The organism is Halochromatium sp., assembly GCF_054919635.1.
On sequence record NZ_JBUDPI010000137.1, the window covers coordinates 1 to 8,900 of the forward strand.

The 8,900-nt window shown below is 64.6% G+C and carries 8 protein-coding genes; 4 read left to right on the forward strand and 4 right to left on the reverse strand.

Going from position 1 to position 8,900, the window contains the following annotated elements; translation table 11 throughout:
- The coding region (locus ACY693_RS09940; protein WP_462321672.1) for an aminotransferase-like domain-containing protein at positions 1–906 on the reverse strand (906 nt) is incomplete at its 3' end.
- 118 nt (positions 907–1,024) lie between these two features.
- Here ACY693_RS09940 and ACY693_RS09945 point away from each other — a divergent pair.
- From ACY693_RS09945 to ACY693_RS09960, 4 genes are all read left to right on the forward strand, one after another.
- On the forward strand, positions 1,025–1,795 hold the full coding sequence (locus ACY693_RS09945; protein WP_462321673.1) for a class I SAM-dependent methyltransferase: 771 nt from the start codon (positions 1,025–1,027) through the stop codon (positions 1,793–1,795).
- 342 nt (positions 1,796–2,137) lie between these two features.
- A complete protein-coding gene (locus ACY693_RS09950) occupies positions 2,138–2,707 on the forward strand; it encodes a hypothetical protein (RefSeq protein ID WP_462321674.1) in 570 nt (189 codons plus the stop codon).
- Positions 2,708–2,813: 106 nt separating this feature from the next.
- Entirely contained in the window at positions 2,814–3,785 is a 972-nt protein-coding gene (locus ACY693_RS09955) for an acetylxylan esterase (protein ID WP_462321675.1), read from the forward strand.
- Positions 3,757–4,482 carry an esterase family protein gene (locus ACY693_RS09960; protein WP_462321676.1) on the forward strand — a complete coding sequence of 242 codons (726 nt, stop codon included), beginning with the start codon at positions 3,757–3,759 and terminating at the stop codon, positions 4,480–4,482. The genes ACY693_RS09955 and ACY693_RS09960 overlap by 29 nt, the downstream gene beginning before the upstream one ends.
- An 88-nt stretch (positions 4,483–4,570) precedes the next feature.
- Here the strand turns inward: ACY693_RS09960 and ACY693_RS09965 are convergent, their stop codons facing one another.
- From ACY693_RS09965 to ACY693_RS09975, 3 genes are all read right to left on the reverse strand, one after another.
- On the reverse strand, positions 4,571–5,584 hold the full coding sequence (locus ACY693_RS09965) for an alpha/beta hydrolase (protein WP_462321677.1): 1,014 nt from the start codon (positions 5,582–5,584) through the stop codon (positions 4,571–4,573).
- A 29-nt stretch (positions 5,585–5,613) separates the two neighbouring features.
- Positions 5,614–8,013, reverse strand: coding sequence for a DUF3141 domain-containing protein (locus ACY693_RS09970; protein ID WP_462321678.1), 2,400 nt, complete (start codon positions 8,011–8,013; stop codon positions 5,614–5,616).
- Positions 8,014–8,201: 188 nt separating this feature from the next.
- Positions 8,202–8,900, reverse strand: a 699-nt coding sequence (locus tag ACY693_RS09975) for an acetate/propionate family kinase (RefSeq protein ID WP_462321679.1), incomplete at its 5' end; no start/stop codon positions are given.

An 8,900-nucleotide genomic window follows, 5' to 3' on the forward strand; every position in this document is an offset into this window, starting at 1 on the left:
ATAGGCCTTGGCCGCCCAGGGCCGCTGATGGTCGAACGCCAGCTCGCCGTAGACGTCGTCCTCGATCAGCGCCACGCCGCTCGTCTGCAGCAGGCTCACCAGCTCGGCCTTGCGCGGCTCCGGCGTCAGATGACCGAGCGGATTGCCGAAATTCGGCATCATCACGCAGGCCGCGATCGGCCACTGCTTCAGGGCGCGCGCGAGGGATTCGGGTGACATCCCGGTCTCGGGATCGGTCGCGATCTCGAGCGCGCGCATCCCCTGCGACTCGATCGCCTGCAGGATGCCGTAGAAGGTCGGCGACTCGATCGCGATCACATCGCCCGGCTGCGCGACGGTGCGCAGGCTCAGCACCAGCGCCTCCTGACAGCCGCTGGTGACGACGATCTCGTCCGGACCGAGCTGGCAGCCGGCCTCGGCCATGCGCCGGGCGATCTGCACCCGCAGCTCCGGCGCACCGGGCGGGAAGTCGTAGTCGGCGACCCGTCCGCGCTGGGCGCGCCGGACGCGCGCGGCGCTGCGCTCCAGTGCCGCAATCGGCAGAAAGCTGGCATCCGGCACCGCGGCGCCGAAAGGCAGCAGCGCCGGGTCGTTGTGCGCCTGCACCAAGGCCAGCACCCGCTCCTGACCCTGGATCAGCGCCGGCCCGTCCGCCGGCGTGCCGACCTCGGGGCGCGCCGGTTCCTCGCTTAGCCGATCGGCGACATAGTGCCCGGAGCGCGGCTGGGCGATCAGCACACCCTGCGACTCGAGCAGCGCGCAGGCCGAGACCACGGTGCCGACGCTGACGCTGAACTGGCGGCTGAGCTTGCGCAAGCCGGGCAGCCGGGCACCGGGCGCGAAGGTGCCCTGCTCGATCAGCGTCGCCAGACGCGCGGCGGTATCTTCGTAGAGCAGGTTGGTCATCGCCGAACTGTACCACTCGAGAACGCCGGCAACTGCATCTGTATCCCTCGCGCCCAGGCCGGTAGGCTGGTCGCTGTTCATCAAGCATCAAGCGTCAAGCAACCGCGAGGAGACCACCATGTCCGCCGTACTCAATCTCAACCGAGGCAATCAGCAGCAGCAATACACCTCGACCTTCGCCGAGCACTGGGATGACCTGGTCGGCTGGGAGGCACGCCTGGCGCGCGAGGGACACTTCTATGCCCGGCTGCTGAAGGCGCAGGGTTGCCGCAAGGTCGCCGACATCGCGACCGGCACGGGCGTCAACGCCGTCGGTCTCGCCCAAGCCGGCTTCGAGGTCACCGCCACCGATGGCTCCGAGAACATGCTCGCCAAGGCGCGCGAGAATGCCGCCGCCCGCGGCATCCACTTCGCCGACAGCAAGGTCGCCGACTGGCTGCACCTGGACGAGGTCCTCGGCCACGCGCAGTTCGACGCCATCGTTTGCCTCGGCAACTCCTTCACCCATCTGTTCGACCACGAGGACCGCCGCGACGCCCTGCGCGCCATCCATCGGGTGCTGCGCCCGAGCGGCATGCTCGTGATCGACCAGCGTAACTACGACCGCATGCTCGATCACGGCTACGACTCCAAGCATGAGCTCTGCTACACCGGCGAGGGCGTCAAGGTCGGCCCGGTCGAGCTGAATCCGCGCCTGGCCAAGTTCGAGTACAGCTTCGAGAACGGCTCGGTGTTCCAGCTCAACATGTATCCACTGCGTCAGAATTACCTGACCCATCTGCTCGAGGATGCCGGCTTCGTCAACGTCGAGCGCTTTGGTGACCTGCAGCGCCCCTATGATCCGCAGGGCGTCGACTTCGTCCAGCAGATCGCGTTCAAGCGCGCCTGAGTCTTCCTTCGGCCCTCAGCTGTATCCAGCGTCAATCTTTGGCGGAAAACAACCTGCTGCGGTTGATTTCGCACCGCCGATCTGCCAAACGATGACGCTGTTCCATCCGGAGCTCCAGGTCGGACGGGGGGCGTCATCGGGCAGGAATCTGCGCGGCCTCGCTGCGCAAGGCACCACCTGCAGCCTAGCCCCTTGCGGCCATCTCTGGATCGAGGCCAGGATGGGGGTCACGATGTCCGGCGCAGCTCACCTATTCGCAGCTGTCTGTGCAGCATTTCAAAGCATTGGCACCTCGGCTGCATGTCGAGGAGCTCGCAATCAACACTGCGCCGGAGGCTTGCCATGAAATGGTCCGCTCGTCTCATCGTCACCCTCGTCATGACTGGCGGTCTGCTGCTACCGGCAGTGGCACAGTCGCGTGGCGGTGCTCAGCCTGCGTTGGACTCGCCGCTGCGCCCCTGTCTGTTCCAGTTTTCGTCGCTTGGACTCGCCATGTCGCCTTGCCGCCAATGCTTCGAGTTCGAGCTCGCCAGGACGCCAACGACCGAGATCCTCGACCTGATCTTCAGGCCCATCGCCGAGGACTACTGGGACGTCACTGGGGCACAGATGATCCGAGTCCCGACGAGTGACGTCGTTCGTCGCGTCTCGGTGCACGGATCAGCGATCACCGACTCCGAAGAAGGTGTCGAGATCTCGCTGAATATCGCCACCTTCAGTGCGCACGGTGGCACCCCGCAAGCGGGCAATAACGCCCTCAAGATCGAGCTGCCGGATGGCAATGCCGGTGAAGTGGTGATCGTCGGGGTCTTGGTCAGCGCCAACGACCCCTTGGGTGCCGATGCCGAGCTCGAGCCGGTCTTCGAGCGCAGCGAGATTCGCGCCGTTGACTGCTCGGTGCGTCCGCGCTAGCCAGGGTCAACGCATCAATCAATCGAAAACGAGCTGGGGGCTAACAGATCAAGCCCAACTTCAGCGAGGATGACCAGGCTAGCGACTGACCTGGGACCATCCGCGTATGACAGATTTTGCTTCCCTCGATCCAACCTACGGCTATGGCCTCGACGGACTCCTGGCGGTCCTACCGCCACAGGCGCCGGAGGATTTCGCCGACTTTTGGACGCTCAAATATCGCCAGGCGTTAGGGGTCGACCCCGTCTTGGCACTGGAGCCTTCCGCCTACCAACGCCCGGGGATGCGCGTTTGGGACTGCCGGTATCGCTCAACGGATGGGATCACCATCGGCGGTTGGCTGCTCGAGCCCGAGCATGGTCGGCCTCGGCAGGGCTTTGTCGTCGGTCATGGCTACGGCGGCATCGTGCAACCAGATTTCCCGCTACCCTGCGCGGATGCGGTCTATCTGGTGCCCTGTTTCCGCGGCATCGGTCGCAGCCATCACGCGCCGATCTCCGACGACCCGAGCTGGCATGTCCTGCACGACATCGACAAGCCCGATCGCTACATCATCGGTGGTTGTGCCCAGGATCTCTGGATCGGTGTGACCGCTCTGCGGTCCCGGCTTCCTGCCAGAGCTGGCCCGATCAGCTACATGGGCATCAGTTTCGGCGGTGGCATCGGGGCACTCGCGCTGCCCTGGGACGAGCGCATCGCCCGTGGGCATCTCAATGTGCCGACCTTTGGCCATCAGCCGCTGCGCCTGCAGCTGCCGACGATCGGATCAGCGGCATCTCAGCAGCGTTTTGAACAGACACATGGTCACGTCCTGGAAACCTTGGCGTACTACGATGCGGGCTCGGCGGCGAGGTTTATCCGGCAGCCGATGCTGGTCGCGGCAGCGTTGTTTGATCCCTCTGTCGCGCCGCCGACCCAGTTCGCCATCTATAACGCGCTTGCAGGCCCCAAGCAGCTATTCGTGTTGGCCACCGGCCATGCCGAGAATCCGGCGCGAATCGCCCAGGAGCACAACCTGCTGGACGCCTTGACGAGGTTTTTTTGCGGCGATGAATCGCGAGTACCACCGCTGGCATAGCCCCCACCTTGGTCGCGACATGGAGCTCTTGGTATTCGGCCACGCTGGCGCCAAGGTTCTGGTCTTTCCGACCCGCGATGGACGCTTCTACGAATACGAGCAGCTGCGCATGACCGACGCGCTCAGGCACAAGCTTGAGGCCGGGCAGCTGCAGCTCTACTGCGTCGATAGCATCGACTGGGAGAGCTTCTACTGTCATTGGGCACATCCGGAGGGCCGCATCCGGCGCCATCAGGCCTTCGAGGACTACATCCTCAACGAGGTGTTGCCGATGATGGCGAGCAAGAATAACCATCCTTGCACCATCGCCCATGGTCTGAGTTTTGGCGCCTTCCATGCGGCCAATCTCGCCTTTCGGCATCCGCACCTGTTCCGGAAGCTGAGCGCCTTCTCCGGGCGTTATGATCCCACCCTGAATGTCGAGTGCTTCCGTGATCTGCTCGATGGCTATCGCAACGACCTGATCTACTTTCACTCGCCAGCGCAGTACCTGCCGGGTCTCGATGGTTGGCGTCTGGAGGCCCTGCGGCGGATGGATATCGTTTTCGTGATCGGGCGCGAGGACCCGTTCCTCGACAACAATCGTCACATCAGCCGTATCCTCTGGGAAAAAGGCGTCTGGCATGCCCTGCACGAATGGGATGACCGCGCTCATAGCGGCTACTACTGGCGACGCATGGCGCCGCTGTATGTCTGAGCAGGCTTGATGCAGAGCTCGTTGCAGCGCTGATGACTAGCCTGATCAGCGCCGCAACCCTGCTCAAGCAGGCCCGTTTATGCTGGCCCTAACGTAAAGACCTTGAGCCGGAAGCAGTCGTCCGTGACAAGGGGGGCTCCTTAGCAAACGCCGTCTCGGTCAGGAATCGCCCGACATACGCGTAGGCCTGCGCACTGGCATCAGGAACAAGGCGCTCCAGGTTCAAGAAGCCGTGCACCATGCCCGGAAAGTTGATCGCCTCGACGGGTATGCCTTGCTTGTTCAGCCGCTCCGCATAGACCTGACCCTCGTCGCGCAGCGGGCAGAATCCCGCGGTGATAACCAGCGTCGGCGGAAAGTCCGATGTCAGCTCCATGAACAGCGGTGAGACAGCGCGGCGGTTTTCGGCATTCTGCAGATAGGCGTCGAACATCCATTGGACGCGGTCGCGCTCGAGCAGATAGCCCTCCGCGTTCTCATGGACCGATGGCTGTGACAGGCTGTAGTCCAGACTGGGGTAGATCAGTGCCTGAGCCGCAAGCTCGAGTCCTGGCTCGAACTGGGAAAGGTGGGCCACGGTGGCACAGAGCGCACCACCACCGCTGTCGCCAATCAATGACAGCCTCGGCTTGTAGCGAAGGCCGAGACGATCGAGTAACGGAAACACGCGCTTGGCACTCGCCAGCGTGTCTTTGAGCTGCGCCGGATAGGGGCACTCCGGGGCCAGGCGGTAGTCGATCGCGACGATGATGTGCGAACTGGCGAGCGCCAGCTTGCGCGCGATCGGGTCATAGAGACTCACGCTGCCGGAGACATGGCCGCCGCCATGGACGAACAAGGCCACCGGCAACGCCTCCTCGGGCTGGGGATCGTAGACCCGGGCCGGAACGCGATAATCCGGACCCGGGATGATCTCGTCGAGAATCCATTCGATCGGCGGTATCTCGGTGACGAAGCGGCGGGTGATCAGATCCCAGGATTCCCGTGTGTTGGTCACCGTGCGTCGATAGCCATGGGCGCGGGCGACCTGCTTCGCCGCCTGCACCTCCTGCAGCCAGTCGCGCAGCGGCTCCGGCATCGCCGCCTCCGCCTTCATCGTCATCGCCCTGTCACCGGTCGAGCTCGCATCGCTCAAGCGGCCTTGCGCGTTGCGGTCGCTGGATCATCGCTGGTTAGAGGCGCGGCCTCGAGCGCCAGCGCGAGCCGGTTCATCATGTCCAGCGTCTCGCGACTCATCTCCTCGCGCGGGCCGGCGATCTGCTCACACAGGGCCAAGGCGCGCTCGCGATCCTCCGCGCTGGCGAGCAGCTTCGGCAGTGCCGCCATGGCCGCCTCGGGCTCGTAGCCGACGATCAGCGTCTCCTTGTGGATCATGCGAGTGCGGTGTTTGGGCTTCATGCTTGCGAAAGGCTCGGTGCTGAGCAACATCTGATTGGAGCGCTCCAGCCGCGAGCGGCGGACCTCCTTGCGCGAGTGCGCCAGGAAGATCAGCATCCGCACCACGCCGTCGGCAAAGCCGCCAAGATCGATGCGATCGAGCGCGTCCTGCACCTGGGTCAGGGTGCGCAGGTCTTCGCGCGGCTCGGATTGGGCAACGGTGGTGCCAAGGCGCTCGCCGAGGGCCTGCACGGGCGGCGCGGCCCAAAGCAGATGGAAGTTCCACTCGATCATGGCGTTCTGCAGATCGCGCACGCCATCCCACATCTGGGTCACCAGATGGGCGTTGAAGCGCTCCCACTGACGGACTGGGGTGTCGTCCGGCGTCGCCTGGCGATCCTCGCGCACCTGCTCGGCAAGCGCCTTGACCGGCTGCATGGCCGGATTGCGATCGCTCGCCAGCCAACGCTGCAGCCGCATCGGGTTGGTGTTGGCCATGAACTCGGCCGAGGCCTGGTTAGTCATGCTCTGCACAAAAGGCCGAATCGCCAGGTCATAGACCTCGGTGCCGAGCTCCGAGAAGCGGGCCACGGTCGCGAACGGCTTGTCCGAATCGTCGCCGCCGCACTGCTCCATCATCTGCTCGATGGTCCGCTCGGCGAAGGCGACCTGGAAGCTCTTCTCAACGCCCTCGCCTCGCTCCTCGGTGATGACCATCTCATAGAGCCCCGGCGACAGCGCCTCGATGGCCTTGAGTGTTGAGACGATCTCCCCGTGCTCCTTCTTGGCCACCGATGAGGAGACGAAGATGCCGAGATGGCCGACGCTCGGGTGCAGGGCGTAGAGGATGCGCTGACCGCGCGCCTTGATCTCGTCGACGCCGGTGTAGAGATCGGCGACCCAGCCGAGCGCCTGTTGCGGCGGCGTGATGTTGTCGCCGTGGGAGGCGAAGATGATGATCGGCGAGTTCACCTCGCGCAGATCCACGTGGGTGCGCTCGCTGAGGTTGGCCTTGCCACGGCCGAGGCGGTTACCGACGAAGAGGTTCTCGACGATCCAGGCGATCTCCTCGGGCGTCATGTAGTAGAAGCTGCCCCACCAGCGCTCGAAGCCGACGAAGCGTGGGACCTCGGTGTCTATATGGTCCCAGAGGTTGTAGTACTTCTCCCACCAGGTGTTGCTGGGGCTCAGGCGCTCGAAGTTGAACACCAGGTTGGAGCCATCGAACTGTCCGTTGCCCAAATCGGAGAGCATGCGCACCGAGGTGGCGCCGCCGACCAGGCCGCCGAGGTAGCGCATCGGATTCTTGCCCTTCTGCCCAGCCCAGTACGACAGCGGCGCGCCGTTGGCGACCACCGGGCCAGTGATGTCGGGATTGGTGGCCGCAAGCAGCATCGAGGCCCACCCACCCTGACAGTTGCCGATGATGACGGGCTTGGGCGAGTGGGGATGGAGCCGGCGCACCTCGCGCACGAAGTCGGCCTCGGCTGCGGTGACGTCTGCGAGCGTCTGGCCCGGCATCGGCAGGCGGGTGAAGGTGACGAAGTAGGTCGGATGGCCGCCGTGGATCGCCGCACCGACCTCACTTTCGTGCTTAAAGCCGCCGATGCCAGAACCGTGACCGGCGCGCGGGTCGATGATGATATAGGGTCGGCCATCCTCACGCACGCTCACAGCCTCGGGCGGGATGATGCGCACCAGGGAGTAGTTGACCGGCCGCGGCAGCTCGGTGCCATCGACGACGACCTCGTGGTCCCAGCTCAGCACGGTCTTGTTGCTGCCCTCCTCGTGCTCGACGAAATGGTTGCCGCGTTCGCGCATGGCGTCGGCGAAGAGCACCGCACGCTGCGCACTATCGGTCGCATACGCCCACCAGTGCTGCGCCATCGTCGGGGTCATCAGGCTGTCGGCCACCTTCTGCCAGGCCTCGAGATTGGCCTTCGTGGTCTGCTGTGCATGCTCCATCGCTTGCTTGCCATGGGTCTGCAGGATGAACTGCAGATTCCGGCCGTATTGGAGATAGTCATCCTCCTGGCCTTGACCGCTAGCACGGCTGCTGCCGACGGTAGAGCCGAGTGCGCTCCAGGCCTGGGTCCAGTCGGTCAGCGCGTTGCGCGCGTCCGTTTGCGGGAACAACTTCGTGAAATCGAACATCTGACTCTCCCCTTCCCAATGACAGCGGGAAGCTTGTGGTGGACTGGCTGATGCGATCAGGCGCCTGTGCCGAGTGGTCTTGGTGGCCGGGTGGTCTTGGTGGCCGGGTGGTTTTGGTGTCCGGGTGGTTTTGGTGTCCGGGTGGTCTTGGTGATGGGTGCGTTCAACGCGAGGACCGGGCTGCAACCTCAGGCGTTGCTGACAATGCGCAGCGTGTGTCGGGCGATCATCCGCTCCTCGTCGGTCGGGATGACCCAGACCGAGGGCCTTCGGTCTGCTGCGCTGATGCAGCGCTCTTTGGCGGCATTGGCGTCCGGGTCGATCTCAATGCCGAGCCAGGCCGCATCGGCGCAGACACGCGCTCGAATCTCCGCATCGTTCTCACCAACGCCGGCGGTAAACACCAGCGCATCCAGGCCGCCGATGGCGGCACAGAGTGAGCCCAAGGTCTGGCCGATGCGGTAGACGAAGTAGTCGATGGCCTCTGCGGCGCCTGGATCATCGCTTTGATGCAGCTCGCGCAGATCATTGCTGACCCCAGAGAGTCCCAGCAGCCCGGACTGCTTGTAGAGGAGCCTCTCCAGGGCCTCGACGCCGAGCCCGTCCTCGCGCATCAGGAACAGGAGCACGCCTGGGTCCAGCAGGCCCGGGCGGGTGCCCATGGGTACACCGTCGAGCGCCGAGAAGCCCATGGTGGTCTCGACGCTGCGGCCTTCGCGGATCGCGGTCATGCTGCAGCCACTGCCGAGATGAGCCACCACCACCCGGCCGTCGGCCAGCTCGGGCGCGAGATAGCTCAGCTTCTCGACGATGTACTCGTAAGACAGGCCATGGAAGCCGTAACGCTTGACGCCTCGTTCTAGCAGCGCCCGCGGCAGACCGAAGTG

Coding starts and splice junctions, on each gene's coding strand:
- ACY693_RS09945 (WP_462321673.1), top strand. CDS start 1,025: ATGTCCGCCGTACTCAATCTCAACCGAGGCAATCAGCAGCAGCAATAC.
- ACY693_RS09950 (WP_462321674.1), top strand. CDS start 2,138: ATGAAATGGTCCGCTCGTCTCATCGTCACCCTCGTCATGACTGGCGGT.
- ACY693_RS09955 (WP_462321675.1), top strand. CDS start 2,814: ATGACAGATTTTGCTTCCCTCGATCCAACCTACGGCTATGGCCTCGAC.
- ACY693_RS09960 (WP_462321676.1), top strand. CDS start 3,757: ATGAATCGCGAGTACCACCGCTGGCATAGCCCCCACCTTGGTCGCGAC.
- ACY693_RS09965 (WP_462321677.1), bottom strand. CDS start 5,584: ATGACGATGAAGGCGGAGGCGGCGATGCCGGAGCCGCTGCGCGACTGG.
- ACY693_RS09970 (WP_462321678.1), bottom strand. CDS start 8,013: ATGTTCGATTTCACGAAGTTGTTCCCGCAAACGGACGCGCGCAACGCG.